Origin of the sequence: Micromonospora sp. NPDC047548, from assembly GCF_040642975.1 — a bacterium.
GTDB lineage: Bacteria > Actinomycetota > Actinomycetes > Mycobacteriales > Micromonosporaceae > Micromonospora.
On sequence record NZ_JBEYTI010000007.1, the window covers coordinates 56,287 to 82,185 of the forward strand.

Annotated in this window: 22 protein-coding genes; 18 read left to right on the forward strand and 4 right to left on the reverse strand. The window is 73.9% G+C overall.

Annotation, left to right across the window (positions count from 1 at the left end):
* The first annotated feature begins 364 nt into the window (after positions 1-364).
* The 8 genes from ABZ807_RS09890 to ABZ807_RS09925 all read left to right on the forward strand — a co-directional run bounded on the left by ABZ807_RS09890 (position 365) and on the right by ABZ807_RS09925 (position 6,538).
* Positions 365-1,231: a CU044_5270 family protein gene (locus ABZ807_RS09890; RefSeq protein WP_357155223.1), complete on the forward strand. Its 867-nt coding sequence runs from the start codon at positions 365-367 to the stop codon at positions 1,229-1,231.
* Between the two features lie 290 nt (positions 1,232-1,521).
* Positions 1,522-2,577, forward strand: a complete 1,056-nt coding sequence (gene ssd, locus ABZ807_RS09895) for a septum site-determining protein Ssd (protein WP_357155225.1) — start codon at positions 1,522-1,524, stop codon at positions 2,575-2,577.
* Positions 2,574-3,779, forward strand: a complete 1,206-nt coding sequence (locus ABZ807_RS09900; protein ID WP_357154884.1) for a TadA family conjugal transfer-associated ATPase — start codon at positions 2,574-2,576, stop codon at positions 3,777-3,779. Before ssd ends, ABZ807_RS09900 begins: the two co-directional genes overlap by 4 nt.
* Positions 3,776-4,876: a hypothetical protein gene (locus ABZ807_RS09905; protein ID WP_357154886.1), complete on the forward strand. Its 1,101-nt coding sequence runs from the start codon at positions 3,776-3,778 to the stop codon at positions 4,874-4,876. The genes ABZ807_RS09900 and ABZ807_RS09905 overlap by 4 nt, the downstream gene beginning before the upstream one ends.
* Positions 4,877-4,974: 98 nt before the next feature.
* Positions 4,975-5,613, forward strand: a complete 639-nt coding sequence (locus tag ABZ807_RS09910) for a type II secretion system F family protein (RefSeq protein WP_357155227.1) — start codon at positions 4,975-4,977, stop codon at positions 5,611-5,613.
* 63 nt (positions 5,614-5,676) lie between these two features.
* Positions 5,677-5,805 carry a DUF4244 domain-containing protein gene (locus ABZ807_RS09915; RefSeq protein ID WP_208418639.1) on the forward strand — a complete coding sequence of 43 codons (129 nt, stop codon included), beginning with the start codon at positions 5,677-5,679 and terminating at the stop codon, positions 5,803-5,805.
* The gene (locus ABZ807_RS09920) at positions 5,802-6,170 is read left to right on the forward strand and encodes a TadE family type IV pilus minor pilin (protein WP_357154887.1); all 369 of its coding nucleotides are present in this window, start codon (positions 5,802-5,804) and stop codon (positions 6,168-6,170) included. The genes ABZ807_RS09915 and ABZ807_RS09920 overlap by 4 nt, the downstream gene beginning before the upstream one ends.
* Positions 6,167-6,538: an Rv3654c family TadE-like protein gene (locus ABZ807_RS09925; RefSeq protein ID WP_357154888.1), complete on the forward strand. Its 372-nt coding sequence runs from the start codon at positions 6,167-6,169 to the stop codon at positions 6,536-6,538. Before ABZ807_RS09920 ends, ABZ807_RS09925 begins: the two co-directional genes overlap by 4 nt.
* Before the next feature lie 172 nt (positions 6,539-6,710).
* On the opposite strand, the gene ABZ807_RS09930 is transcribed toward ABZ807_RS09925, so the two are convergent.
* Entirely contained in the window at positions 6,711-7,289 is a 579-nt protein-coding gene (locus tag ABZ807_RS09930) for a hypothetical protein (protein ID WP_357154890.1), read from the reverse strand.
* Between the two features lie 196 nt (positions 7,290-7,485).
* Positions 7,486-10,107 (reverse strand): DEAD/DEAH box helicase, encoded by a 2,622-nt coding sequence (locus ABZ807_RS09935; RefSeq protein WP_357154892.1) that lies wholly within the window; start codon positions 10,105-10,107, stop codon positions 7,486-7,488.
* 156 nt (positions 10,108-10,263) lie between these two features.
* Between ABZ807_RS09935 and ABZ807_RS09940 the strand changes: the two genes are divergently transcribed.
* From ABZ807_RS09940 to topA, 6 genes are all read left to right on the forward strand, one after another.
* On the forward strand, positions 10,264-10,620 hold the full coding sequence (locus ABZ807_RS09940) for an STAS domain-containing protein (protein WP_357154894.1): 357 nt from the start codon (positions 10,264-10,266) through the stop codon (positions 10,618-10,620).
* Complete coding sequence (locus ABZ807_RS09945) at positions 10,617-11,054, forward strand: ATP-binding protein (RefSeq protein WP_357154896.1); 438 nt, start codon at positions 10,617-10,619, stop codon at positions 11,052-11,054. The genes ABZ807_RS09940 and ABZ807_RS09945 overlap by 4 nt, the downstream gene beginning before the upstream one ends.
* A gap of 317 nt (positions 11,055-11,371) precedes the next feature.
* Positions 11,372-13,723: a sodium-translocating pyrophosphatase gene (locus tag ABZ807_RS09950; protein ID WP_357154898.1), complete on the forward strand. Its 2,352-nt coding sequence runs from the start codon at positions 11,372-11,374 to the stop codon at positions 13,721-13,723.
* Between the two features lie 116 nt (positions 13,724-13,839).
* Entirely contained in the window at positions 13,840-14,382 is a 543-nt protein-coding gene (locus tag ABZ807_RS09955) for a hypothetical protein (protein WP_357154900.1), read from the forward strand.
* On the forward strand, positions 14,373-14,993 hold the full coding sequence (locus ABZ807_RS09960; protein WP_357154902.1) for a hypothetical protein: 621 nt from the start codon (positions 14,373-14,375) through the stop codon (positions 14,991-14,993). The genes ABZ807_RS09955 and ABZ807_RS09960 overlap by 10 nt, the downstream gene beginning before the upstream one ends.
* Positions 14,994-15,368: 375 nt before the next feature.
* A complete protein-coding gene (topA, locus tag ABZ807_RS09965) occupies positions 15,369-18,191 on the forward strand; it encodes a type I DNA topoisomerase (RefSeq protein WP_357154904.1) in 2,823 nt (940 codons plus the stop codon).
* A 248-nt stretch (positions 18,192-18,439) separates the two neighbouring features.
* Here the strand turns inward: topA and ABZ807_RS09970 are convergent, their stop codons facing one another.
* Positions 18,440-19,744: a D-arabinono-1,4-lactone oxidase gene (locus ABZ807_RS09970; RefSeq protein ID WP_357154906.1), complete on the reverse strand. Its 1,305-nt coding sequence runs from the start codon at positions 19,742-19,744 to the stop codon at positions 18,440-18,442.
* Positions 19,745-19,970: 226 nt separating this feature from the next.
* Between ABZ807_RS09970 and ABZ807_RS09975 the strand changes: the two genes are divergently transcribed.
* Positions 19,971-20,543, forward strand: a complete 573-nt coding sequence (locus tag ABZ807_RS09975) for a TetR/AcrR family transcriptional regulator (RefSeq protein WP_357155229.1) — start codon at positions 19,971-19,973, stop codon at positions 20,541-20,543.
* A gap of 22 nt (positions 20,544-20,565) precedes the next feature.
* On the opposite strand, the gene ABZ807_RS09980 is transcribed toward ABZ807_RS09975, so the two are convergent.
* Entirely contained in the window at positions 20,566-21,774 is a 1,209-nt protein-coding gene (locus ABZ807_RS09980) for an amino acid deaminase/aldolase (protein ID WP_357154908.1), read from the reverse strand.
* A 286-nt stretch (positions 21,775-22,060) separates the two neighbouring features.
* Between ABZ807_RS09980 and tmk the strand changes: the two genes are divergently transcribed.
* From tmk to ABZ807_RS09995, 3 genes are all read left to right on the forward strand, one after another.
* Positions 22,061-24,160, forward strand: a complete 2,100-nt coding sequence (gene tmk / locus ABZ807_RS09985; protein WP_357155231.1) for a dTMP kinase — start codon at positions 22,061-22,063, stop codon at positions 24,158-24,160.
* The gene (locus ABZ807_RS09990) at positions 24,160-25,458 is read left to right on the forward strand and encodes a DNA polymerase III subunit delta' (protein ID WP_357154910.1); all 1,299 of its coding nucleotides are present in this window, start codon (positions 24,160-24,162) and stop codon (positions 25,456-25,458) included. The genes tmk and ABZ807_RS09990 overlap by 1 nt, the downstream gene beginning before the upstream one ends.
* A 114-nt stretch (positions 25,459-25,572) precedes the next feature.
* Complete coding sequence (locus tag ABZ807_RS09995) at positions 25,573-25,899, forward strand: YbaB/EbfC family nucleoid-associated protein (RefSeq protein ID WP_357154912.1); 327 nt, start codon at positions 25,573-25,575, stop codon at positions 25,897-25,899.

Sequence of the window (25,899 nt, forward strand, 5' to 3'; positions counted from 1 at the left end):
GCTCAACGTGATGGCTATCACACGCTGTGGTCACATTTTCGCCCTGGGTGGGGTCGACACCACTCGACGTGAACAGTCTGCTCGGGCATGCTTGTCCTCACGACGAGTATTCATATCTCGGACAACTCGCAGGCCCTCGGCGGTTGCACCCCCCGTGACCGCTGAGTGGTTCGGCTCAACCCCCCCGGAGCCGAACCTCCCGACGACCCCCGTCTCCCCCCGACGGGGGTCGTCCCTTTTCAGAGAAGCACTCCCGCCATGCTCAGAGCCATCGTGCGGGTAGCGGTCGAGCGTGGTGGACGCCTGCTCGCGACCGTCAGCCGCTGCACAAGCTTGATCGCCACCCCCCGTCTTTACCGCCACGCTGACCACGCCGGCCTGCTGCTGGCGACCACCGGCCGCGGCTGGCACCGCAGGAGTGATCCACCGGTTCGACCCCGCCACCCCGAACGCGTCAGATATCGCCGACCCGCCGGGTGTCGAACCGGGGGTGGTGCTCGTGCCGGTCGCATACCAGCTCAACTCCAACGCGTCAGCGGCCCGCCCGCACCTGCGCGCCCTGGCCGGCAAGCTCATCGACGCCGAGTACGACAACCACAGCGGGCGATACACGTACCACCACACGAAGGTGTGGGGCGACCCGGTGATGACGTCCGCCGACGGCCGGCACCACGTCGCTTTCGCCGACGAGACGAAGGTCTGGCAGGCCGCCGACGGGTCCGGTAACCAGGTCACCACCCAACTCGAACCGCAGTTCCCTGACCAGGAGTCCCGGAACTACTGGCAGCGCGAACTCAAGGCCGGTCCTGCTGTCTCCACCACCCCCGCCCCCGCCAGTGTTCCGCTGCCACCGTTGGATCGTGCTCCGCTGCCGTCCGACAGGGTGCAGTTGAGCGAACTGCTCAAGGCCAGATATGGGGCGGGCGCCGCGAGCAAGGAGGTCAGCACCGTCTACGGGCGGTACATCGTGCCGCGCCAGACCCGTGCGGAGATCCTGCGCGTCCTCGCCGACGTTCCCGGATTCCTGTGGCGAGGGCAGGTGACGGACCGTGCCGGACGGAAGGGCGTAGCCGTCACCTTCGACGACCGCGAGCACGACGCGCAATCTCTGCTGATCTTCGACCCGAACACGGGTGAGCTGCTCGCCCACGAGCGGCTCACGCTCTCGCCCGTTCGGATCAGCGCGTACCAGGTGATCCTCGATGCTGGCTGGACCGATCGACTCGGCTGATCCGCCGGCGCCCGGGCCCGCTCCTTCGGGAGGGGCCCGGTCGGCGTTCCGCGCCCGACGGCTCTGCTCGACCCTCGTCAAGGCTCTCGAGCCCTCGTCGCCTTAGCAGATTCACCGGCTGCGCGGGTGTTGTCCACAGGGGCGCCGGTTGTCCACAGACGAGCGGTCGAGGCCGGTGGACGGGTCGGTGGTCGGAGCAGGGTCTGGGCCAGCACCCCCGAGCCGGACCGCTGGAGGCCGCGATGCCACCCCGTACCTCACTGCCGCCGCACCGGCGGCTACCGCTCCTGGTGACCTCGGACGGCGACCTCCTCGACGAGCTGCTCCGGCTCGCTGCAGCGGGCGGCACCGAGGTCGAGTTGGCCGCCGATCCCGCCGCCGCCCGGGCCCGGTGGCTGCCGGCGCCGCTGGTGCTGGTCGGCCGTGACCAGGCGCAGGCGTGCCTGCGGGCACGGCTGCCCCGGCGGCCCCGCACGGTCCTGGTCGGCCGCGCCGGAGAACTCGACCCGGGGTGGGAGATCGCCGAACTGATCGGCGCCGAACACGTCGCCACCCTTCCCACAGCCGAGCCCTGGCTGGTTGACCGGTTCACCGAGTGCGGGTCCGAACGCCCGTTCGGCGGGCCGGCGCGGACGGTCGCGGTGCTCGGCGGGCGGGGCGGTGCCGGGGCCAGCGTCTTCGCCGGTGCCCTCGCGGTCACCGCCGCCCGGGCCCGCCTGCGCACCCTCCTGGTCGACGCCGACCCGCTCGGCGGTGGCCTCGACCTCGTCCTCGGCTGGGAGGAGCTGGACGGCCTCCGTTGGCCGGCGCTCACCGACGCGGACGGTCGGGTGGACGCGCCGGCATTGGTCCGGGCGCTGCCCAGCCGAGGCGACCTGGTGGTGCTCTCCTGGGACCGGGGAGACCTGTTGGCCCTACCCGCCCAGGCGATGGCCGCCACGGTCGACGCCGCCCGCCGGGGCCGGGACTTCGTGGTGGTCGACGTGCCCCGCCAGCTCGACGACGCGGCCGTGGTCGCGTTGCAGGCGGCCGACCAGGCGTACCTGGTCGTACCGGCGGAGCTGCGGGCGACCGCGGCGGCGGCCCGGGTGGTCGCCGCGGCCGCCCCGAACTGCGCCGCGCTCGGCGTGATCGTGCGCGGGCCGGCGCCCGGCCGGTTGAAGGCGACCGAGGTGGCGCGCGCCCTCGGCCTTCCGCTCGCCGGCACGCTGCGCCCCGAGCCGGCGCTGTGCCGGGGGCTGGAACGCGGCGAGGCGCCGGCCGGTGCCGGGCGCGGCCCGCTCGCCGCGCTCTGCCGGCGGATCGTCACCGAGCTGACCGGCCTGCCCGTGCCGGGTGCGGCATGACCGGCCGTCCCGACGACCTGTCGGCCCGGGTCCGGCAGCGGATGGCCGGTGAGGGCACTCCGGTGACCCCGGCCGCGATCGTCTCCGCCGTACGCGCCGAGCCCACCGCCGCCGTCCTCGGGGACACCGCCGTGCTGCGGATGGCCGACCGGGTCCGCGACGACCTGGTCGGTGCCGGACCGCTCGCCCCTCTGCTGGCCGATCCACAGGTCACCGACGTGCTGGTCAACGGCACCCGGGTCTGGGTCGACCGGGGCGAGGGCCTGCGCCAGGTGGCGGTGCCGCTCGGCTCCGTCGACGACGTACGACGGTTGGCGCAGCGGCTCACCGCGGCCGCCGGCCGCCGGCTGGACGACGGCTCCCCGTACGCGGACGCGCGGCTGCCCGACGGCACCCGGCTGCACGCCGTACTGCCCCCGGTGGCGACCGACGGCCCCTATCTGTCGCTGCGGACCTTCCGGCAGCGGCCGTTCACGCTCGACGAGCTGGTACGCCAGGGCACCGTCCCGCGACCGGTCGCCCCGGTCCTGGCGGCCGTGGTGGCCGCCCGGCTGGCGTACCTGGTCACCGGCGGCACCGGCTCGGGCAAGACCACCCTGCTCAACACGCTGCTCGGGCTGGTGCCGTCGACCGAGCGGATCGTGCTGGTGGAGGACGCCGCCGAACTGCACCCGGTGCACCCGCACGTGGTGGGGCTCCAGGCCCGCACCGCCAACGTGGAGGGCACCGGCGTGGTCGGGCTCAGCGAGCTGGTCCGGCAGGCGCTGCGGATGCGCCCCGACCGGCTGGTGGTCGGGGAGTGCCGGGGCGGCGAGGTGGTCGACCTGCTCGCCGCCCTCAACACGGGCCACGACGGCGGCGCCGGGACGCTGCACGCGAACACGCCAGCCGACGTGCCGGCCCGACTGGAGGCGCTCGGGTTGCTCGGCGGTCTCCCCAGGGCCGCGTTGCACGCCCAGGTGACCGCCGCGCTCCAGGTGGTGCTCCAGGTCCGCCGCGGGCCGCGCGGCCGGGTGCTCGAGTCGATCTGTCTCCTGCTCCCGGAGGGAACCGATCGCCTGGTCACCGTCGTGCCCGCCTGGATCCGTGGGCGCGGGCTGGGTCTCGCCGGCCGGGCCCTCGCCGCGCTGTTGCAGGACCGGGGCGTGACGGTGCCGCCGATCCTGTGCGCGCCGTGGCCCGGCTCGGCGGGGCCGGCATGAGTCTCCCGATCTGGTCGGTGGCGGTGCTCCTGGTCGGTGCGGCGGTGGTGATGGCCTGGCCGGCCCGGAGCAGCCGGCGGCGACGCCGGGCCCTGCTCTGCGCCGGCGCACCCGGCCAGCCCGCGGTCACGTCTCACGACGCCGGGCCATTCCGTACCGCCTCGTCCGCCTTCCTGGCGTCCGCGCCCTCAGCCCGCGCTCCGGCCCGCTCGCCGTCGGCCGCGGCGGCCGTTGATCCGAATGGCTCGTGGTCGACTGGTTCCGCGGTCGCACCGGGCGGCACCTCGTCGTCTCCGTCGGCCGCCGCTCCCGCCAGGCCACCGTCGTTCCGCCCACCCGGCCGGCGGGATTCCCGCCGACCACCCGAGCCGCTGCGGATCGGCGCCGGGGAGATCCGCCGCCTCGATCAGGACGGGCCTGTCACCGCGGCCCCGGACGGCCACCGGCCCGACGGCGCCGCGACGGCCGGCACCGCCGCCCGGTGGTCGTCGCTCGTCGCACCACTGGCGGTTCGCCCGCGCCGGACGTTGCTCCTGGTCGGGCTCGTGGCAGCGGGACTGGGCGGGCTCGCCGCCGGTCCCGTCGCCGGGGTCCTGCTCGGCGGGTACGGCGTGCTCGGCGTCCGGGCCGTGCTCCGGCACCGGACCGCCCGGCACGCGGTGGGCGAGCGCCGCCGCCGGTTGGACCAGCTCTGCGGGCTCGCTGCCGACCTGCGGGCCGGACTGCCCGTCCCGACGCCGGACGACGACGGGGACCGCCTCGGGAGTTTGACCCGGGCCGCGGTACGGCTCGCCGACCGGACCGGTGCGCCGCTGGCCGAACTCCTCGAACGCGTCGAGGCGGATGCCCGGGCGCTGGACCGGGGGCTGGCTGCCGCCTCGGCCCAGGCCGCCGGTGCCCGGGCCACCGCCCTGCTGCTCGCCGCCCTCCCGCTCGGCGGGATCGGCCTCGGCTACGGCATCGGTGCCGACCCGGTGGCGGTGCTGCTGCACACCCCGGTCGGGGCGGTCAGCGCGGTCACCGCCATGGGGTTGCAGATCGGTGGGCTGCTCTGGGCCGAGCGGCTGGGCAGCGCGCCGGACGTGAGCGACCGGTGAACCGGCAGGAGTGGACCGCGAGCTGTCTGGTCGTCGCGGCGGCGCTGGTGGTGGCGGTCCGCGCGCCCGGGATCCGCCCGTCCCGACGGCTGCGGGGACTGGGCGGCCCGGGGCGGACAGCAGGGAACCGCCGCCCACCGTGGTGGCCGGACGGCGTACGGCTCGGTGCCGGGCTGGCCGGAGTGGCGGTGGCGGTACTGCTCGGAGGCGCGCCCGGTTGCCTCGCCGGGGTGGTGGCCGCCCTGGTGGCGGACCGCCTGCTCCGGCGGATCGAACCCCGGGCCGCCCGGGACCGCCGGCTGCGGGAGGCCGCCGACCTTCCCCTGGTCGCCGACCTGCTGGCGGCGGCGTTGCGCGCCGGTGCGCCGGTGGACCGCTCGGTGCTGGCGGTGGCCGACGCGCTCGGCGGGCCGCTGGCCGAGCGGCTCCACCGGGTCGGCCGGACGCTGCTGCTCGGCGGTGCCCCCGACGAGGCCTGGGCCCACCTGGGCCCGGTACCTGGGGCGGACCGCCTGGTCGCCGCCGCGCTGCGGTCCTCGCGCAGCGGGGCCGCGCTCGCCGGGGCGCTGACCCGGGTCGCCGACGACCTGCGGGCGGACCGGTCCACCGCCGCCGAGGCGTCGGCCCGTCGGGCGGGCGTGCTCATCGTGCTGCCGCTGGGGCTCTGCTTCCTGCCGGCCTTCATTCTCGCCGGTCTGGTGCCGGTGATCGTCGCCGTCCTCGGCGACGTGCTCTGACGAACATCGAGAAGGGACACGCCAGTGCGCAGACTCCTCGCCCGGCTCCGCGGGGACGCCGGGATGAACACCGCCGAGTACGCCGTCGGCACCCTCGCCGCGGTCGCCTTCGCGGGCATCCTGCTCAAGGTGCTCACGTCCGGCAACGTGCAGTCCGCCCTGACCGCGGTCATCGACCGGGCGCTGAAGTGAGCCGGCGCCGGCCGGCCGGTCGTGACCGGGGTTCGTTCACCGCCGAGCTGGCGGCCGGCCTGCCGGCGCTGCTCCTGCTCCTGCTCGCCGGCCTGACCGCGGTCGACGCGGTAACCACGAAGGCCGCCTGCCTGGACGCGGCCCGGGAGGCGGCGCTCGCCGCCTCCCGGGGCGAGAGCGGCACGGCGGCCGGGACGCGGATCGCGCCCCCAGCCGCGGTCGTCTCGGTGTCGGTGGACGGTGACCGGGTCACCGCGACGGTCCGGGCACCGGTCCGGGCGCTCGGCGCCCGACTGCCCCGGATCACCGTGGCGGCCACCACGGTCGCCGCCGTCGAGCCGGGTTCTCCGGCGGCGCAGCCGTGACGGCGGGGCCGTCCGGTGCCGCTGCCGCCGACCGGGGCGGGGCGACGGTGTGCCTGCTCGTCGTCGGCCTGGTGTTCGTCCTGGTCGGTGTCTTCGGCGCCGCGATCGGCACCGCCCGGACGGCCCGGCACCAGGCCCGGGTCGGGGCCGACTTCGCGGCGCTCGCCGGGGCGGGTCGGGCGCTGGACGGTGACGGGGTGGCCTGCGCCACGGCGGCGGAGCTGGCCCGGGCCAACCGGGCCCGGCTGACCGGCTGTCTCCTGGACGGCCTCGACGTGCTGGTGACGGTGGAGGTGCCGGTGACTCCACTGCCGGGGTTCCGGCGGGTCGCCACGGCGACCTCCCGCGCCGGCCCGATCCGCGACTGACCGGCCCGGCCGGAATGCGCCGTGCGGCGACCGGCCGGAGCGGGCCGTGCGGCGACAACCCGGCCGGAGCGCCCTGCTGGGCGGCGACACTCCGGCCTGGGCGTGCCGCCGTGCCGCGGCAAGCCGGCCGGGCGAGCGCCCGCAGGATGCGCGCCCCGGCCGGTCGGGCGGCTCAGCGGCTCTGGAGCGCGTCCAGGCCGATCGCCATCGCGATCACCAGGCGGCGGTCCACCTGCGGGTTCTGCACCTCGACGACGTACTTGTCGCGCAGGCCCCACTTCTTGACCACCGAGAAGACCGGCTGGCCCTCGGCGACGAAGTCGAAGTGGTACGGCAGCCAGGAGAGCGAGTCCACGAACCGGCGCAGCAGCGCCACCGGCATGCTGCGCTCCTGACCGGTGATCTGCGGCAGGCCGGGCTGCTCGACGCGCCAGGTGGAGCGCAGCAGCGACTGGGCGAAGTCCTTGCGGAACAGCCCGATCGGGGTGCCGGCCTGGTCGGTCACGTCGTAGGTGGCGCCGAGGTCGAGCCGCTGCCGCGCCTTGAAGCCGAGCAGGGGCTGCTGCTTGGAGTCGTCCGTGTAGATCGTGACCTGCTCCTTGAAGGCGAGCCGCTTCTGCTGCGCGAACGCCAGCAGCTCTCCCTCGCTGCCGTCCGGGGCCACGGCCCGGACCTCGTACTGGTTGACCATCATCCGGATCCGCTGCCGGACGTGGAACTGGTGCTGCGTCTGCAAACTGTCGAGCTGCATGTAGATCTCCTTCGAAGGGTGCGCCGGAGTCTCGCACAACCTGCGGCTCAGCGTCCGCCCTCGGCGGTCGCCTTGAGCAGGGTCGGCTGATGGGTGAGCGCCGTCGAAGGGCCGGACGCCGGTCTATGGAAGAGCTGCCATCTGTCAATGCCCCACCGCCGTGCAGCTCATGCACGCATCCCGGAAGGGAGGAGGATCAGCCGGTCCCGCCGACGTCGGCGTCCGTGCTCGGCCGCTCGGCCGCCCGGTCGTCCTGACGCGGCAGGACCGGCGCGGGCGAGCCGGCACCCGGCGAACCGGCAGCCGCAGGCGAGGCAGCCGGCAGATCGGCCGGCGTGGGAGAGTCGTCACCCGGCAGGGCCGGCGGCGGTGAGGTGTCACGCGGCAGGGCCGGCGACGGTGAGGCGTCGGGCGGCAGGGCCGGCGACGGTGAGGCGTCACCCGGCAGGTTGGCGAGCACCACGTCGAGGACCCGGACGGCGTCCGGCTTGGAGAGCGGATTGTTGCCGTTGCCGCATTTCGGCGACTGCACGCACGACGGGCAACCCGCCTCGCAGCCGCACTCGGCGATCGCGTCCCGGGTGGCGCGCAGCCAGGCCGCCGCCGTCCCGTACGCCCGCTCGGCGAAGCCCGCCCCGCCAGGGTGCCCGTCGTACACGAAGACGGTCGGGGCCTCGGTGTCCGGGTGCACGGCGGTGGAGAGACCGCCGATGTCCCAGCGGTCGCAGGTGGCCATCAGCGGCAGCAGCCCGATCGCGGCGTGTTCGGCGGCGTGCAGCGCGCCCGGGATGTCGGCGGCCTCCACCCCGGCAAGAGCCAGCGACTGCGGGGAGAGGGTGAACCAGACCGCGACGGTGCGCAGTTCCCGTGCCGGCAGGTCCAGCGGCCGGGTGTCGATCACCTCGCCGGAGGCGATCCGCCGCCGCTGGTACGACACCACCTGGCTGGTCACGTCCACTTCGCCGAGGAAGAGCCCGACCGGCCCGGCGTCGACGTACGACCGCACGGACACCACCGACAGCGAGGTGACGTCGCGGGCGTGGGTGGACCAGTCGGGCTCCTCGGCGTGCACCAGCGCGCACCCGTCGGAGAGGTCCAGTGAGTCGACCACGTACGAGACGCCCTGGTGCAGGTAGACCGCGCCGGGGTGGATGAGGAAGTGCGAGGATCCGCCGTCGACGGTGCCGAGCAGCCGCCCGGTCGAGGCCTCCACCACGCAGACCGGCGCGCCGTCGGAGCCGCGCAGGTCCACCTCGGGCCGCTCCCGGTGCCGCCAGTACCAGCCGGTCGGCCGCTGCCGCAGCGCCCCCGTCGCGACCAGCTCCGCGACCGCCTCTTTCGCGCCGTCGCCGAAGAGGTCCAGGTCGGCCGGGGTGAGCGGGGCCTCGGCCGCCGCGCAGGCCAGCTGCGGGGCGAGCACGTACGGGTTGGCCGGGTCCAGCACGGTTGCCTCGACCGGCCGCCCGAAGAGCGCCTCGGGGTGGTGCACCAGGTAGGTGTCGAGCGGGTCGTCCCGGGCCACCAGCACCGCCAGGGCCTCGTCGCCGGAGCGGCCGGCCCGACCGGCCTGCTGCCAGAGGGACGCCCTCGTGCCCGGCCAGCCGCAGATCAGCACGGCGTCCAGGCCGACCAGGTCGACGCCGAGTTCGAGCGCGTTGGTGGAGGCGAGGCCGAGCAGGTCGCCGTGGAGCAGGGCCCGTTCCAGCTCGCGCCGCTCCTCGCGCAGGTAGCCGGCCCGGTAGGCGGCCACCCGGTCGCCGAGCCCGGGCACCGCCTCGTCGAGTGCGCGCCGCGCGTTCGCGGCCACCACCTCGGCGCCCTTGCGGGAGCGGACGAAGGCGAGCGTGCGTACCCCCTCGGCGACCGTGTCGGCGAGCAGGTCGGCGGTCTCCCGCAGCGCCGACCGGCGCATCGGCGCGAGGTCCACGGCCTCGGCGGCGGGATCACGGGGCAGCAGCGGCGGCTCCCAGAGCGCGAAGGTCACCCCGCCGCGCGGCGAGGTGTCCTCGGTGACGGCCGCCACCGGCAGGCCGGTGAGCCGCCCGGCCGCCGTCGCCGGGTCGCCCGACGTCGCCGAGGCCAGCACGAAGACGGGGGCCTTGCGCGAGCCCGCGAGCGCGGAAGAGGAAGCGCGGCCCGGACTTCCGCTTTGTCTGCGCAGCCGGCGCAGCACGTGGGCGACGTGTGAGCCGAACACGCCCCGGTAGGTGTGGCACTCGTCGATCACCACGTACGCCAGCCGGCGCAGGAAACCGGACCAGTGCGCATGCCCGGGGAGGATGCCGTGGTGCAGCATGTCCGGGTTGGTCAGCACGAACCGGGAGTGCCGGCGGATCCACTCCCGCTCGGCGCGCGGGGTGTCCCCGTCGTAGGTGGCGGGGCGTACCCCGTCGAGTTCCAGGCCGGCGACGGCGCGGAGCTGGTCGGCGGCGAGTGCCTTGGTCGGCGCCAGGTAGAGCACGGTGGCCCGGGGGTCGGCGAGCAGGGTGGCCAGCGCGGGCAGCTGGTAGGCCAGCGACTTGCCGGATGCCGTGCCGGTGGCCACCACCACGTGCTGCCCGGCGTACGCCAGCTCGGCGGCCTCGGCCTGGTGCCGCCAGGGCGCGACCACGCCGCGCCGGGCGAGGGCCGCCCGCAGTTCTTCGGGGGCCCAGTCCGGCCAGGGCGCCGGCTCGCCGGGCCGGGCCGGGACCCGCTCGACGTGGGTGACCGGGTCGGCGTCGTGGCGGGCGCGCAGCCGGCGCAGCAGGTCGCCCGGCGCCGCCGTCGGCGGTCGCCCGGGGCCGGGACCTGCGGATACGGTGGCTGCGGGGTTCACGTCATGCACTCTCGCACTGGTGTTCGAGGTGTTCAACCGGGGGTGTGGGTGAGGAGGGGCCTCCGCCGGTGACCAGAGGCTGTTCGGCGGGGATGGTTATCCGGCGGGGATGGTTAGATGCCCAGGAGAGTTTACGACTCTTGCGAGGAGGGGCTGATGGAGCTGTCGCTGGCGACCCGCACCGTGGGGGAGCACACGGTGCTCGAGGTCGGCGGTGAGGTGGACGTCTACACCGCCCCCCGACTGCGCGAACGGCTCCTCGATCTGATCGACGGTGGCGCCCGACGGGTGGTCGTCGACCTCGGCCGGGTGGACTTCCTCGACTCGACCGGCCTGGGTGTGCTGGTCGGCGCCCTCAAGCGGCTCCGCTCGGCCGGTGGCTCCTTCGCCCTGGTCTCCGACAAGGAGCCACTGCTCAAGATCTTCCGGATCACCGCGCTGGACCAGGTGTTCCCGCTGCACCCCACGGTCGAGGCGGCGATCGCGGCGGATCCCACCGGCGCCGGCGCGTGATGGCGACGGTCCGGCTCTCCTTCTCGCCGGCTCCGGTGCACGTGCGCACCGCCCGCCTGGTCGGGGTGGCGGTGGCCCGCCGGGCCGGGGTACGCGAGAACCTGCTCGACGAGGTCCGCCTGGCCATCGGTGAGGCGTGCACCCGCGCGGTCGCCCTGCACCAGCAGTACGGGCTGCCCGACCCGGTGCTGGTGGAGATGTCCGACTCCGGGGCGTACTCGGTGCGGGTGGTGGACCGCGCGCCGATCGAGGCCGGCATCGGGCTGGCCGCGCTGAACGCCGACGACCTGGCCAACGAGTCGCTCACCGACGAGGCGTTGACCACGGGCGTCGGCTTCGCCCTGCTCGCCGGCTTCGTGGAGGACCTGCAGGTCCGCCCGGTCGACGAGGGGGTCGGGACCGAGGTCCGGATGGTGTGGCCGATCGGCCGCTGACCTTACTTTCCGCCGTCGAGGCCGTGACCCCGCGTGGGTCGCGGCCTCGACGTGCTGATGGGCTCCTATATCAGATTCTTCCTCCTAACACAGTTACGAAGATCATCCAGACACGGTGTCCCCCAGATGTGACCTCCGACACTCGGCGGGGCTACAGTACCGGGGTTGTCAGCAAGTGATCCTTCCCGCAACCAGCGGGTATGTGCGTTCATCGCTGGTCCGGTGGGGTGGGTTGGGGCGCTTGCGCAACCGCATCCAGGCGTCGGGTCAGTACGTCCGCTGGCCGGCGCGACAGTGTTCGGTACAGGAGGACATAGATGTCCGGGACCTTGACCGCCGAAGGCGGCGCGCTGTCCCTTTCCGGAGGAAACCTGACGTACGTCGTCATCGCCGCGGTGATCGCGCTGGTGGCACTCGTCTTCGCCGCCGCCTTGACCAAGGCCGTGCTGGCAGCCGGTAAGGGCACCACCAACATGCAGGAGATCTCCGGAGCGGTGCAGGAGGGCGCCTCGGCGTACCTGCTCCGGCAGTTCAGGACGCTGGCGATCTTCGTCGTCGTCGCCGTCGTGCTGCTGTTCCTGCTGCCGGTGCACGACACCGACGGCAGCCAGCTCGCGGTGAAGCTCGGCCGGTCGGCGTTCTTCGTGGTGGGGGCCCTGTTCAGCGCGTCCATCGGCGGCGCCGGCATGTGGCTGGCCACCCGCGCCAACCTGCGGGTCGCCGCCGCCGCCCGCGAGGCCCAGGGCGGCCGCGAGGCCGCCATGAAGATCGCCTTCCGGACCGGTGGCGTGGTCGGCTTCCTCACCGTCGGCCTCGGCCTCTTCGGCGCCGCGATGGTCGTCCTCATCTACAAGGGCGACGCCCCCACCGTGCTGGAGGGCTTCGGCTTCGGCGCCGCCCTGCTGGCCATGTTCATGCGGGTCGGCGGCGGCATCTTCACCAAGGCCGCCGACGTCGGCGCCGACCTGGTCGGCAAGGTCGAGCAGGGCATCCCCGAGGACGATCCGCGCAACGCCGCCACCATCGCCGACAACGTGGGTGACAACGTCGGCGACTGCGCCGGCATGGCCGCCGACCTGTTCGAGTCGTACGCGGTCACCCTGGTCGCCGCGCTGATCCTCGGCCGGGCCGCGTTCGGCGGGGACGGGCTGGTCTTCCCGTTGATCATCTCCACCATCGGGGTGCTGGTCGCCATCGTCGGTGTCTTCATCACCCGGCTGCGCACGTCCGACCGCAACGGCCTGACCGCCATCAACCGGGCCTTCTACCTCTCCGCGGTGATCTCCGCGGTGCTGGTGGCGGTCGCCGCCTACGCCTACCTGCCGGCCACCTTCGGCGAGTTGGAGGGCGGCCTCACCGGCGTCGACCAGAATCCCCGGCTGGTGGCCATCGGCGCGGTCGTGATCGGCATCGTGCTGGCCGCCGCCATCCAGGCGCTGACCGGCTACTTCACCGAGACCAACCGGCGCCCGGTGCAGGACATCGGCAAGAGTTCGCAGACCGGCGCGGCCACCGTCATCCTCGCGGGCATCAGCATCGGCCTGGAGTCGGCGGTCTACTCGGCGCTGCTGATCGGCGCCGGCGTCTTCGGCGCGTTCCTGCTCGGTGGCAGCTCCATCACGCTCTCGCTCTTCGCGGTCGCGCTGGCCGGCACCGGCCTGCTCACCACCGTCGGCGTGATCGTCGCGATGGACACCTTCGGCCCGATCTCCGACAACGCCCAGGGCGTCGCCGAGATGTCCGGCGACATCGACGAGAACGGCGCCCGGATCCTCACCGAGCTGGACGCGGTCGGCAACACCACCAAGGCGATCACCAAGGGCATCGCGATCGCCACCGCGGTGCTCGCCGCCACCGCGCTGTTCGGCTCGTACACCGACACCCTGCGCACCTCGTACTCCGACGCCGGGGTCGGGGACGTCGGGACCGAGATCCTCAACGCGCTGAACGTGGCCAACCCGCGCAACCTGGTCGGCCTGATCATCGGCGCGGCGGTGGTCTTCCTCTTCTCCGGGCTGGCCATCAACGCGGTGTCCCGCTCGGCCGGCGCCGTGGTGATGGAGGTCCGCCGGCAGTTCCGCGAGCTGCCCGGCATCATGGACCGCACCCAGCGCCCCGAGTACGGCAAGGTGGTCGACATCTGCACCCGGGACGCGCAGCGCGAGCTGATGACCCCCGGTCTGCTGGCCATCCTCGCGCCGATCGCGGTCGGCTTCGGCCTCGGTCCGGGCGCGCTGGCGTCGTACCTGGCCGGCGCGATCGGGGCCGGCACGCTGATGGCGGTCTTCCTGGCCAACTCCGGTGGCGCCTGGGACAACGCCAAGAAGCTGGTCGAGGACGGCGCGTACGGCGGCAAGGGTTCCGAGTCGCACTCCGCGACGGTCATCGGCGACACCGTCGGCGACCCGTTCAAGGACACCGCCGGCCCGGCGATCAACCCGCTGATCAAGGTGATGAACCTGGTCTCGCTGCTGATCGCGCCGGCCGTGGTGGCCTGGAGCGTGGGCACCGACCGCAACACCCCGCTGCGGGTGGCGATCGCGCTGGTCGCGACTCTGATCGTGGTGGCCGCGGTGGTGTTCAGCAAGCGCAAGGGCGTGGCGATGGACTCCTCCGACGGCGACTCCGGTGCGGGTAGCCCCGAGCGGGCGGAGACGGTCAGCGCCTGACCGACGGCACCGCGGGTTCCCGGTCGGCCCACCGCCGGCCGGGAGCCCGTCCGTCGCGCCCGCAGCGGCAAACCTGAGCGGTGGCGCATCCGTGCGGAGGCCGTACGCTGCAACGCATGCGTACGTGCCGGGCGACAGCCGCCGGAAAGCTCACGGTGGTCCTGGCCACGCTCGTGCTCGCCGTCGCCGGCTGCGGGGGCGGGCCCAGTCCGCGCGCCTGGGCCGCCTCGGTCTGCGAGGCGCTCACCCCCTGGCGGGCCGAGATCAGCAAGCTGACCAGCAGCACCGACCAGCAGATGACCGCGCAGACCACCCCGGCGCAGGCGAAGGAGAACCTGGTGCGGCTCTTCGCCGGCGCGGAGGAGGCAAGCGAGACCGCCCGGCGCAAGGTCGCCGACGCCGGCGTTCCCGAGACCGAGCACGGCGAGGAGGTCTCGCGGGGGTTCCGGACCACCCTGGAGAAGGTCCGGGACGCGTACGGCCGGGCCCGCGACACCATCGACGGGCTCGGCACCGGCGCACCCACCGTCTTCTACGACGGCGTCCGGGCCACGGTCGAGACGCTCACGAAGGAGTACGACGCGAGCGCGCTGGACGCCAGCCGGCTCAACTCACAAGAGCTCAAACAGGCCTTCGCAGAGGTCCCGGAGTGTCGCTGACCCCTCCCGACTCACCCCCCGAACCGGTGCGCCAGCTTTCGCTGTTCGGCACCGAGGCGGCGGACCCGTCCGTCGCCGACCTGGCCGGCCTGCTCGCCGGCCCCGGTGGCGTGGTCCGGATGGGCCGTACCGCCCGGCTGTCGATCGTGGTCGACGCCGCCTGGCGGGTGCACGTGCTCGTCGCCGAGCTGGCGCTGCGCGGGCTCGCCGCGAGCTGGGAGGCGACCGAAGATCAGCGGTACGCCGTGCGCACCTCGTACACGCGGACGCTGGCCCCGCTGGCCGCGGCCTGGCTGGCCGACGCCGGCCGCAAGCGCCCGCCCGAGGGCTTCCACCTCAACGGGCGGCGGCTGCGGCTCTGGCTGGCCGCCGCCGGCGCCGCCGACCCGGCGGGCTTCCTGCTCCGGCTCGGAGATGGTGACCAGGAGTGGTGGCCGGTGGTGCGGGCGGCGCTGGCCGCGGTGGGGCTGCCGGCGGCCCTGCTCGACGCGGGCGAGGGCGGCCCGGCGTACCGGATCACCGGGCGGCGCCGGCTGACCCGGCTGGCCGAGCTGGTCGGTGACCGCCCGCAGGCCGCGCCCCCGGCCGACTGGCCTGCGCTGCCCGCCTGACGGCCCGCCCGCCCTGACCCCGCCCGTGGGCGCAAGCAGGCCCCGCGCCCCGGCCGGTGGGCGCGGCGCCGAGGTGTCCGATCGGGGACAGCCGGGCGGCGGCTCGCCCGGTAGAACGGCCCGGTGGCCCTCGGCCGAGGGCCCGCCATCATCACAGTGGCCCGCCTTGTGCCCTACCCACGGTGTACGGTGGCGCCGTCCGGCCCGTGGAGCCCCGCGGCGCCGGTGGCGCACGCCGCGCGGACGCAGTTTGCCGCCCGCGAAACCCGAAACCCCGGCGGCGCGTTACGTTGGACATCCGGACCGGCGGTGGTCGGGTGGGGTGCAACACGGCCGGGAATCGGGCATGGAGCAGGAGTGAGGTCGGGGAGAGACGTGCCGAGCAACGCTGGAACCACCCGTCTGGTCATCGTCGAGTCACCGGCGAAGGCCAAGACGATCTCGGGCTACCTCGGCCCGGGATACGTCGTGGAGGCCAGCTTCGGCCACGTCCGGGACCTCCCGCGCAACGCCGCCGACGTGCCGGCCAAGTACAAGGGTGAGCCGTGGGCCCGGCTCGGGGTGGACGTCGACAACGGCTTCCACGCCCTCTACGTGGTCTCCGCCGACCGGAAGCAGCAGATCAGCAAGCTGGTGAAGCTGGCCAAGGAGGTCGACGAGATCTTCCTGGCGACGGACGAGGACCGCGAGGGCGAGGCGATCGCCTGGCACCTGGTGGAGACGCTCAAGCCCAAGGTGCCGGTCAAGCGGATGGTCTTCCACGAGATCACCAAGCCGGCGATCCAGGCGGCGGTGGCCAACCCGCGCGAGATCGACCGCGACCTGGTCGATGCCCAGGAGGCGCGCCGCATCCTCGACCGGCTGTACGGCTACGAGGTCTCCCCGGTGCTGTGGAAGAAGGTCATGCCGAAGCTCTCGGCGGGCCGGGTGCAGTCCGTGGCGACCCGGATCGTGGTCGAGCGGGAGCGCCAGCGGATGGCGTTCCGCACCGCCGAGTACTGGGACATCCTGGCCACCCTGGCGGTGGCGAACGCCGGCGAGGGCCCGCGCACCTTCAACGCCACCCTGGTCGCGCTGAACGGCGACCGGATCGCCACCGGCAAGGACTTCGAGCCCACCACGGGTCGGGTCAGGGCCGGCGCCGGTGTGGTGCACCTGGACTCCGGTGGTGCCCGGGGCCTGGCGGCCCGGCTGGAGGGGCGGCCGTTCACCGTCACCCGGGTCGAGGAGAAGCCCTACCGCCGCCGCCCGTACGCGCCGTTCATCACCTCCACCCTCCAGCAGGAGGCGGCCCGCAAGCTGCGGTTATCGTCGCAGCAGACGATGCGCACCGCGCAGCGCCTCTACGAGAACGGCTACATCACCTACATGCGTACCGACTCGGTGAACCTGTCGGAGACCGCCATCTCGGCGGCCCGTCGGCAGATCGTCGAGCTGTACGGCGAGCGCAGCGTGCCGCCGGAGCCGCGCCGCTATACCGGCAAGGTGAAGAACGCGCAGGAGGCACACGAGGCGATCCGCCCGGCGGGGGACAACTTCCGCACCCCGGGCGAGGTGGCCAAGGAGCTCTCGGCCGAGGAGTTCAAGCTCTACGAGCTGATCTGGCGGCGCACCATCGCCTCGCAGATGACCGACGCGGTCGGCTCCAGCGTCTCGGTGCGCATCCGCGCGGTCTCCTCCGCCCAGGAGGAGGCGGACTTCGGCGCGACCGGCAAGACCATCACCGACCCGGGCTTCCTGCGGGCGTACGTCGAGTCGAGCGACGACGAGAACGCCGAGGCCGAGGACGCCGAGCGGCGCCTGCCCACCCTGGTCAAGGACCAGCCGCTGACCGCCGACGAGCTGGCCGCGCAGGGCCACCACACCCAGCCGCCGTCGCGCTACACCGAGGCGTCCCTGGTCAAGGCCCTCGAAGAGCTGGGCATCGGCCGCCCGTCGACGTACGCGTCGATCATGCAGACCATCCAGGACCGCGGGTACGTGGTCAAGCGCGGCCAGGCGATGATCCCGTCCTTCCTGGCGTTCGCGGTGATCGGGCTGATGGAGCGGCACTACCCGCGCCTGATCGACTACGACTTCACCGCCAGCATGGAGAACGAGCTGGACGAGATCGCCGGTGGTGACCACGCGGCGGTCGACTTCCTCACCTCCTTCTACTTCGGCAGCGCCAACGGCACCGGCGACCAGGCCATCGCCCACGCCGGCGGGCTGAAGAAGCTGGTCACCGAGAACCTCAGCGAGATCGACGCGCGCAGCGTCAACTCGATTCCACTCTTCACCGACGACGAGGGCCGTGAGGTCGTCGTCCGGGTCGGCCGGTTCGGGCCGTACCTCCAGCGGGCGGTGCCGGGCGAGCAGCCCGCGCCGAAGGCGGAGGGCGAGGAGGGCGGCGCCCCGGGCGACCGGGCACCGATTCCCGAGGGGCTGGCGCCCGACGAGCTGACCCCGGAAAAGGTGCACGAGCTCTTCCTGGGCGGCGGGGGCGAGCGCAAGCTCGGCGACGACCCGGCCACGGGCGAACCGATCCTGCTCAAGTCCGGCCGTTTCGGCCCGTACGTGGCCAGCGGCGAGCGGAAGTCCTCGCTGCTGCGCTCGCAGACGCCAGACTCGCTCACCTTCGACGAGGCGTTGAAGCTGCTCAGCCTGCCCCGCCTGATCGGGCTGGCCCCCGACGGCGTCGAGGTCTTCGCCAGCAATGGCCGCTACGGCCCGTACGTCAAGCGTGGTGACGAGTTCCGCTCGCTGGACTCGGAAGACAAGATGTTCACCGTCACGCTGGACGAGGCGCTCGCGCTGCTGGCCGCCCCGAAGGCCCGCCAGCGTCGTGCCGCCGCGCCGCCGCTGCGGGAGATGGGCGTCGACCCGCTGACCGAGAAGCCGCTGATCATCAAGGACGGCCGGTTCGGGCCGTATGTGACCGACGGCGAGGTCAACGCGTCGCTGCGCCGGGGCCAGACCCCGGACGAGCTGACCATCGAGCAGGCCTCCGAGATGCTGGCCGAGAAGCGGGCCAAGGGCCCGGCGCCGAAGAAGGCGGCCGCCAAGAAGGCCCCGGCGAAGAAGGCGACGGCGGCGAAGAAGACCGCCGCAGCCAAGTCCACCGCGGCCAAGAAGGCCACCACCGCCAAGGCGACGGCGGCGAAGAAGGCCCCGGCGAAGAAGGCCGCCCCGAAGAAGGCGGCCAGCCCCACGGAGTGACGCCCGACCCCGGGCTGCTGTCACGGCCCGGGTGTCGCGGCCCTGTGCTCGTGCCCGGGTGTCGCGGCCCTGTAGAGCTGATGTCGTAGACGAGTCAGGCGCTGCGGCGCGCGGCCCCGGTGAGGGGGCGTCGCGGCGACGGTGTCCCACCGGCCGAGGGTGAGTCGTCTGCGTCATCAGCTCCAGAGGACCCGACCAAGGCACCACGGGGTCAGTCGGACCGGAAGCCGTCGAGCGCGTCGGGGCATTCAGCCGAGGACGCGGTCCAGGTGGGGGTTGGTGAAGAGACGGTCGGGGTCCAGCCGGTCGCGGACCGCCAGGAAGTCGCCGAAGCGGGGGTACGCGGGGGCGAGTGACGCCGCGTCCCGGTTGTGTAGCTTGCCCCAGTGAGGTCGGCCGCCGAGGTCGGTCGCCACCTCCTCGAAGGCCCGGAAGTACGGCTCGTACGGCATGCCGACGTACTGGTGGATCGCCACGTACGCGGACTCCCGGCCGTACCCGTGCGACAGCCAGATGTCGTCGGCGGCGGTGAACCGCACCTCGACCGGGAAGAGCACCTTGAACGGCAGCCCGTCGACGATCCGCCGGAGCGCGTCGAGCGCGGACGGCAGGGCGGCGCGCGGCAGGGCGTACTCCATCTCCATGAAGCGGACCCGGCGCGGGGTGCAGAAGACCGTGTCGGAGCGGCCGGTGTAGGTGCGTTCGGTGAGCGCCCGGGCGGAGACCGCGCTGATGGCCGGGGCCAGCGCCGGCACGGCGCGGCCCAGCCGGCAGGCCCCGGCGAAGACGGTGTTGGCGAGGAAGTCGTCGTCCAGCCAGCCCCGCCACCGGGGCAGCGGGCGGTCGTCGGCGGGCACCCGGTCGTTGGTCTTGACCTGCACCCGCGTGGTGTAGGGGAACCAGTAGAACTCGGCGTGGTCGTGGGTGTCGACCAGCGTCGGCAGTTCGGCGAGCACGGAGTCCAGCGGGGCCGGGCGCTCGTGGGCCCGCAGCACGAAGGCGTCGACGCAGCGCAGGGTCACCTCGACCAGCACGCCGAGCGCGCCCAGCCCCACCCGGGCGGCGGCGAAGACGTCCGGCCGCTCGTCGGCGGAGCAGCGCAGCACCTCGCCGGTGCCGGTGACCAGGGTCAGCGCGGCGACGAAGGTGGACAGGCAGCCGTACCGGGCTCCGGTGCCGTGGGTCCCGGTGGAGATCGCGCCGGCGACCGTCTGGGCGTCGATGTCGCCCAGGTTCGGCAGCGCCAGCCCGTGCGTGGCGAGCAGCGCGTTGAGCGCGCGCAGGGTCATCCCGGCGGGCACGGTGACGAGGCGGTCGTCGCGGTCCACCCGGACATCGGTCTCCAGTGTGGTCAGTTCGATCCGTCGCCCGTCGGTGACGGCGATCGGAGTGAAGGAGTGGCCGCTGCCGACCACCCGGATCCGTTCGCCCGCGGCGGCGGCGTCCCGGACGGCCTCGGTGACGCCGTCGAGCGTGGTGGGGCGCAGGATGGCGGTGGCGATGCTGTGCTGGTTGCCGGCCCAGTTGGACCATGTGGTGGCGGTACCGGCCATCGGCGCTCCTCGACATGAATGTGAACTGACTTCATATCAGGAACGTTGTCCCTGGTAAATACCGCAATCGAGGTCCGCTCGTTGTACCGGTAGTCACGGATTCGTGACATGTGGATATGTTTCTTCCGTCGAAGGGGGGTGGCGCCGAGTGTCCACACCAGCCGCCACGACCGGGCCGCTGCGCCGCGTTCCGGTGCAGGGTCGAAGTGTCGCGCGGGTCCAGCGGATGTTGGATGCCTGTGCCGAACTCGTCGACGAAGTGGGGTACGAAGGGCTGACCACCACGCTGCTCGCCGAGCGCGCCGATGTGGCGATCGGGTCGGTCTACCAGTTCTTTCCGGACAAGCGGGCGATCGTGCAGGCGCTGACCCTGCGCACGATGGAGTCCTACCTGCAGCGACTCGACGAGCGGTGCGCCTCGGACGACCTGACCCACTGGTGGGACGGTGTCGACGCGGGGATCGACGAGTACATCACGATGCACCGCATCGTTCCGGGGTTCCGTACCCTGCACTTCGGCGACGTGGTCGACCTGCACCTGCTCGATGAGCAGCGGGACAACAACGGCGTGATCGCCGACCAGTTGGCCCGGGTGCTGACCGAGCGGTTCGGCATGACCGACGAGCCGCGGCTGCGGTTCTGCCTGGAGATCGCGGTCGAGGCCGCGGACGCCCTGATCAAGCTGGCGTTCCACCGTCGGCCCGAGGGCGACGAGCGGGTCCTCGCCGAGGCCAAGGCCCTGGTCCGCGAGTACCTGCACCGCCAGGTGGACGCGGCTGAACCCGTCCAGCCCGGCTGACAGCCGGGCCGGGCGGCCCCGGTCAGAGGAAGGCGTGCCCCTCGCCGCGGTAGGTGGGGACGGTGGCCACCACCTCGTCACCGGAGACCAGGTGCAGCTCGTTGACGTGCTCGCAGAGCTCGCCCGCCTTGGCGTGCCGGAACCAGACCCGGTCGCCGACCCGCAGCCCGGCCGCCGCCGCGCCGGCCAGCGGGGTCTGCACCTCACCGGCCCCCTCCGTGCCGACCAGCGTCAGGCCGGCCGGCAGCCAGGGCCGGGGCAGCCTGCTCCGCTCGGCCGGGCCGGAGGCGATCCAGCCGCCACCGAGCACGGTGGCCAGTCCGGGCGCCGGCCGGCGGACCACCGCGCAGGCGAAGAACGCCGCCGGGGTCGGCCGCCAGGCACGGTACGCGTCAAAGAGCGTCGGCCCGTACAGGCCTGATCCCGCGGTGACCTCGGTGACCGCGGGATCGGCGCTGGTGGCGGCCACGCTGCCGGTGCCGCCGCCGTTGACGAACTCCAGGTCGGCGTGTTCGCGTACCGCCGCGACCGCCGCGCCCCGGCGGGCCAGCAGTTCCCGGTACGACCCGCGCTGCGCCACCCGGATCGCGGCGCCCAGCACCGCCCGTCCCGGTGGCGCGTCGCCGAGGCCGGCAATCTGCGCCTCGTACGCCATCAGCCCGACCAGCCGGAAGCCTGGCCGGGCGGCGATGGCGGCGGCGAGCGCGCCGGCGGCCCGGGCGCTGTGCACGGGTGAGCGGCGCACCCCGACGTGGACCCGCCCGCCCAGCGGTCGCCAGGAGGCGTCCAGGTCGAGGCAGACCCGCAGCTCCGGCCGGCTGCCGGGAGCGCGGACGGCGTCGACCAGGTCGAGCTGTTCGGTGCCGTCGACCATCAGGGTGACCGCCGCGGCCAGCGCGGGGTCGGCGGCCAGCTCGGCGAGCGCCGCCCGCTCCGCTGTCGGATACGCGACCAGCGCGTCGTCGATCACCCCGGCGCGGACCAGCCAGATCGCCTCGGACAGGGTGAACGCCAGCACGCCGGCCCAGCCCGGCCGACCCAGCACCCGGGCGGTCAGCTCCCGGCAGCGGATCGACTTGCTGGCGGCGCGGACCGGCTTGCCGCCCGCCCGGTCGGCCAGCGCGGTGGCGTTGGCGTCGAAGGCCGTGAGGTCGACCACGGCGTACGGCGGGTCGAGGTGGGCGGTCGCCAGGTCGAGGCGCTCGCGCAGGATGTCACTGTCGATGGCCACGGTTGCACGCTAACTGTCCGGGATAGTAACGCGAAATACCCTCGTGTACCGCCGGGCTGCGGTTGCTGGTCGCGGCAGCCTAGGCTCGGCGAGCAGGAGAATGTCGCCGGCGGGGAAGGCCCCCCACCGGGACTAGAGTGTTCCACCGGGACTGCCCAGCGTTGGGCCGGCACGTGGAGGTACGGCCATCGAAAGCCAGAAGAACGGCGAGTCGCCCGGCGTGTCGTCGTCCGGTGCGCAGCCCGGAGCCCAGACCGACCGGTCCGGCGCGGCCGCGATCCGTTCGGTGCTGCGTATCCGGCCGTTCCGCCGGCTGTGGATCGTGCTCGGCGCGGCCTCCTTCGGTGACTGGCTCGGCCTGCTCGCCACCTCCGTCTTCGCCGCCGCCCAGGTCTCCGGGAGCACCGCCAAGGGTGCTGCCTTCGGCACGCTGATCGCGGTCCGGCTGCTGCCGGCGCTGGTGCTCGGCCCGGTGGCCGGCGTGCTCGCCGACCGCTTCGACCGGCGCTGGACGATGGTCATCTGTGACCTGCTGCGCTTCCTGCTCTTCGCCTCGATCCCGCTGCTCGCGCTCACCGGGGCCAGGGGTGGCGTGGTGGTCAGCTGGGCGGCGGTCGCCACCTTCCTGATCGAGACGCTCACCCTGCTCTGGATCCCGGCCAAGGAGGCCGCGGTCCCCAACCTGATCCCGCGTGCCCGGCTGGAGACCGCCAACCAGCTCACGCTGATCACCACGTACGGCCTGACCCCGGTGGCCGCCGCGATCGCCCTGGCGGTGCTCGACCGCAGCGTCCGGGCGGTGACCGGCGGCGAGATGCCGGGCTGGGCCGAGCCGGCCCAGCTCGCCCTCTGGTTCAACTCCCTCTCCCGGCTGGCCACCGCGCTGGTGGTGGCCTTCGGCATCAAGGAGATCAGCCAGGCGCGGGTCGACGAGCGGGAACGCACCGAGCAGAGCGTGCTGCGTCAGTTCACCGAGGGCTGGCAGTTCATCAGGCAGACCCCGCTGGTACGCGGCCTGGTGCTCGGCATCTTCGGCGCGTTCGCCGGCGGCGGCATCGTGATCGGCACGGCCAAGTTCTTCGCCGCCTCGCTCGGCGCCGGCGACGCCGCCTTCTACATGCTCTTCGGGGCCATCTTCATCGGCCTGGCCCTCGGCATCGGGCTCGGCCCGATGGTCGTCCGGGACATGTCCCGCCGCCGCTGGTTCGGCATGAGCATCGTGCTGGCCAGCGCCTCCGTGCTGGTGCTCGCCTTCGCCATCCACCTGTCGATGGCCATGCTCGGCGCGATCCTGGTCGGCGCCGGGGCCGGGATGGCCTTCCTCGCCGGCACCACGCTGCTCGGCGGTGAGGTCGCCGACGAGGTGCGCGGCCGGGTCTTCGCGGTGGTGCAGATCGGCACCCGGCTGGTGCTGATCCTGGCCATCGCGCTGAGCAGCCTCCTGGTCGGCGTCGGCGGTTCCCGCAAGCTGCCCATCGCCGACCTCGGCATCTCCGTCTCGTCCACCCGGCTGCTGCTGCTCGCCGCCGGCGCCGCCGGCATCTTCGCCGGGATCAGCGCGTTCGGGCAGATGGACGACAAGAAGGGCGTGCCGGTCCTCGCCGACCTCTGGGGCTCGATCCGGGGTCGCCCCCTGATGCCCGCCGAGCACTTCGTCTCCAGCGGCCTCTTCGTGGTCTTCGAGGGCGGCGAGGGCGCCGGCAAGTCCACCCAGCTCGACAGGCTCGCCGAGCGGCTGCGCGGCCAGGGCCGGGACGTGGTGGTCACCCGCGAGCCGGGCGCCACCGGGGTGGGCGAGCGGATCCGCTCCATGCTGCTCGACAACGCCGGCGCCGAACCGCCCTCGCCGCGCGCCGAGGCGCTGCTCTACGCCGCCGACCGGGCACACCACGTCGCCACCGTGGTCCGTCCGGCGCTGGTCCGGGGCGCGGTGGTGATCAGCGACCGGTACGTCGACTCTTCCCTGGCGTACCAGGGCGCCGGCCGTACGCTGCCGGTCGAGGAGGTCTCCTGGCTCTCCTCGTGGGCCACCGGCGGGCTCAAGCCCGACCTGGTGGTGCTGCTCGACGTCGACCCGCACACCGGCCTGTCCCGGGTGGCCTCCCGCAACCAGGGCACCGACCGGCTGGAGGCCGAGTCGCTCGCCTTCCACGAGCGGGTCCGCTACGCCTTCCTCGACCTCGCCGCCAACGACCCGAAGCGCTACCTGGTGCTGGACGCCTCCCGGCCGGCCGAGGAGATCTCCGGCCTGGTCGCCCGCCGGGTCGAGGAGTTCCTGGTGGATCCGGCCGGCATCGTGCACCCGCGCCCCGCCCACGGGCCGGACACCTCGGTGCAGCCCGAGTTATCCGACGCGGAGCTGGTGACGATGGAGCACCGGACCTGATGCCCGACGTCTTCGCCGACCTGGTCGGCCAGGACGAGGCGGTCGGCACCCTGCGCCGCGCCGCCGCGGCGGCCGCCGCCGTGCTGCGTGCCGCCGCGCACCCGGCCGGTGTCGGGGCGGGCCGCCCAGCCGCCACCACCGGAGCCGACCTGGACGCGTTCGCCGAGGAGGCCGAGACTGAGGGGCCGCCGGCCAACCCGGCGGTCGACCCGGGCGGGGGGATGACCCACGCCTGGATCTTCACCGGCCCGCCCGGCTCCGGCCGGTCGGTGGCCGCGCGGGCCTTCGCCGCCGCGCTCCAGTGCGCGTACGGCACCGGTTGCGGCGAGTGCCCCGGCTGCCACACCACGATGGCCGGCACCCACGCCGACGTGCGCCTGGTGGTGCCCGAGGGGCTCTCCATCGGGGTCGGCGAGATGCGCGCGCTGGTGCTCCGGGCGGCCAGCACCCCGTCCGGCGGGCGCTGGCAGATAGTGATCATCGAGGACGCCGACCGGCTCACCGAGGCTGCCGGCAACGCGCTGCTCAAGGCGATCGAGGAACCGCCGCCGCGTACCGTCTTCCTGCTCTGTGCCCCGTCCACCCACCCGGACGACGTGTCGGTGACCATCCGGTCGCGCTGCCGGGTCGTGCCGCTGCGGCAGCCGCCGGCCGCCGCGGTGGCCGAGGTGCTGGTGCGCCGCGACAGCATCGCGCCCGACGTGGCGCACTGGGCGGCGGCGGCCGCGCAGGGGCACGTCGGGCGGGCCCGACGGCTGGCCCGCGACCCCGAGGCGCGGCGACGCCGGGACGCGGTGCTGGCGGTGCCGCGCCGGCTGACCGGCGTCGGCACCGCGCTCGACGCGGCGTCCGCCCTGATCGAGGCGGCCGAGGCGGAGGCGGAGGCGTCCGTGGCCGAGGCCGACGCGGCCGAGCGGGCCGCGCTGCAGACCGCGCTCGGCGCGGGCGGCACCGGCCGGGGCGCGGCCGGCGCCATACGCGGCGCCGCCGGGCAGCTCAAGGACCTGGAGAAGCGGCAGAAGTCGCGGGCCACCCGCGCCCAGCGGGACGCGCTGGACCGCGCCCTGGTCGACCTGGCCGGCTTCTACCGCGACGCGCTCACCATGGCGCTGCGCGCCCCGGTCGCCCCGGTGCACACCGACACCGCCGCCATGGCCGAGGCCGGCGCGCAGAAGTGGGACGCCGAGGGTGCGCTGCGGCGGCTGGAGGCCGTGCTGGAGTGCCGGGCGGCGATCGAGGCGAACGTCAAGCCCCGGATCGCCGTCGAGGCGATGATGCTCGCCCTCTGGAAGGGATAGTCCCCTCGTCCACAGGCATCGACACGCGTCGGGGGCGTGCGGTACGGTCCGGTGTGCCGTGGTGACGGTGACGGTGACGGCACGCAGGGTGAATGTCGGCCGGGGGGAGAACCGATGCCGCGCGAGATCGACGAGGCGTGGATCGAGGAGGCGGTGCGGCGCTACCGCCGTATCGAGTCCCTGCAGTCCGAGTTCGACCAGGCGGTCAACACGGTCGAGGTCACCGTCCGCTCGCCGGACGGGCTGGTCGAGGTGGTGGTGACCGCCGGCGGCCGGATCACCGACGTCCGCTTCCTCGGGCCGCTGCACGCCCGCCACCCGCGCGACGTCGCCACCTCGGTGCGGGCCGCCGTCACCGCCGCGGCGGACGCCGCGCAGTGGGCCCGGGAGAAGCTGCACAACGAGACCTTCGCGGCGTACCGGCCGCTGGCGGGGGCCTGA

Bases quoted from the DNA above. Each gene is read 5' to 3' on its own strand.
- ABZ807_RS09900 (WP_357154884.1), top strand. From the start codon at position 2,574: ATGACCGGCCGTCCCGACGACCTGTCGGCCCGGGTCCGGCAGCGGATG.
- ABZ807_RS09905 (WP_357154886.1), top strand. From the start codon at position 3,776: ATGAGTCTCCCGATCTGGTCGGTGGCGGTGCTCCTGGTCGGTGCGGCG.
- ABZ807_RS09915 (WP_208418639.1), top strand. From the start codon at position 5,677: ATGAACACCGCCGAGTACGCCGTCGGCACCCTCGCCGCGGTCGCCTTC.
- ABZ807_RS09930 (WP_357154890.1), bottom strand. From the start codon at position 7,289: ATGCAGCTCGACAGTTTGCAGACGCAGCACCAGTTCCACGTCCGGCAG.
- ABZ807_RS09940 (WP_357154894.1), top strand. From the start codon at position 10,264: ATGGAGCTGTCGCTGGCGACCCGCACCGTGGGGGAGCACACGGTGCTC.
- ABZ807_RS09950 (WP_357154898.1), top strand. From the start codon at position 11,372: ATGTCCGGGACCTTGACCGCCGAAGGCGGCGCGCTGTCCCTTTCCGGA.
- ABZ807_RS09955 (WP_357154900.1), top strand. From the start codon at position 13,840: ATGCGTACGTGCCGGGCGACAGCCGCCGGAAAGCTCACGGTGGTCCTG.
- ABZ807_RS09970 (WP_357154906.1), bottom strand. From the start codon at position 19,744: ATGGCCGGTACCGCCACCACATGGTCCAACTGGGCCGGCAACCAGCAC.
- ABZ807_RS09975 (WP_357155229.1), top strand. From the start codon at position 19,971: ATGTTGGATGCCTGTGCCGAACTCGTCGACGAAGTGGGGTACGAAGGG.
- ABZ807_RS09990 (WP_357154910.1), top strand. From the start codon at position 24,160: ATGCCCGACGTCTTCGCCGACCTGGTCGGCCAGGACGAGGCGGTCGGC.
- ABZ807_RS09995 (WP_357154912.1), top strand. From the start codon at position 25,573: ATGCCGCGCGAGATCGACGAGGCGTGGATCGAGGAGGCGGTGCGGCGC.